This is a genomic window from Mycobacterium sp. E2733, from assembly GCF_001667585.1.
Classification (GTDB): domain Bacteria; phylum Actinomycetota; class Actinomycetes; order Mycobacteriales; family Mycobacteriaceae; genus Mycobacterium.
In genome coordinates this window covers 1-660 of record NZ_LZJZ01000007.1, presented here as the reverse complement: position 1 = coordinate 660, position 660 = coordinate 1, and the positions used below count along the sequence as shown (strand labels likewise).

Annotated in this window: 1 protein-coding gene and 1 pseudogene; both read right to left on the bottom strand. The window is 72.6% G+C overall.

The annotated features are described in order from the left end of the window. Positions 1-225: pseudogene (locus A5678_RS28245) on the bottom strand (hypothetical protein); the annotation flags it as partial. A gap of 113 nt (positions 226-338) precedes the next feature. Then, positions 339-660 (bottom strand): DUF5666 domain-containing protein (locus tag A5678_RS00290; protein ID WP_231983539.1); only part of this gene is annotated, 322 nt, incomplete at its 5' end.

Sequence of the window (660 nt, the reverse complement as noted above, 5' to 3'; positions counted from 1 at the left end):
TCCTGTCGGTGGACTGGTTCGGCGTCGTCGTCCTGGCGGTGTGGGGGGCGCTGGCCGCGCTGGCCGCGCTGCGCTGGGCGGGGCGGCCGCCGTCGCCGACGGCTTGGCGGGGCTGCTGGACTTGGTGTCGCTCGAACGGCACATGGCGACGCACAGCAGGACCACCGCGACGACGGCGACGAGCGCGAGCCGCGCCAGCCGGATTTTCGCCGAGGTGGCAGGCATCGTCACACCTCCGATCGCGCGAGGTCACCCGTCGGCAGGAATACCCGGGCGAGCGCGGTTATCACACCGCGCACGCCCGGAGCGGCGGGAATCTCAGGTGGCCTCCGCCGCGGTCAGCCACCCTGGCCGGGCTGCTTGGGCTTCCCGCATTTGCCGTCGTTCGCCTGCCGCACGTTGATGCTGGTCGCCTGGAGCGTGCCCCCGTTGTCCATCGTTCCGCGCGCCCAGAGGCATTTGCCCTGCGCAATGACGTCGGTGGTCGCGGAGGTCTGCTTGCTGTACTTGGTCTGGTCGTCGACCGTCACCGCGGTCTGCGTGGTGTTTCCGCTGGGGTCGGTGCCGGTGACGTTGATCGTGTTACCCGACACGGACGCCACCGAGCCGCGGACCGGGGCCGGCTTCGGGGCCGGCGCGGGGGGGGGGGGGGGCGCCGGG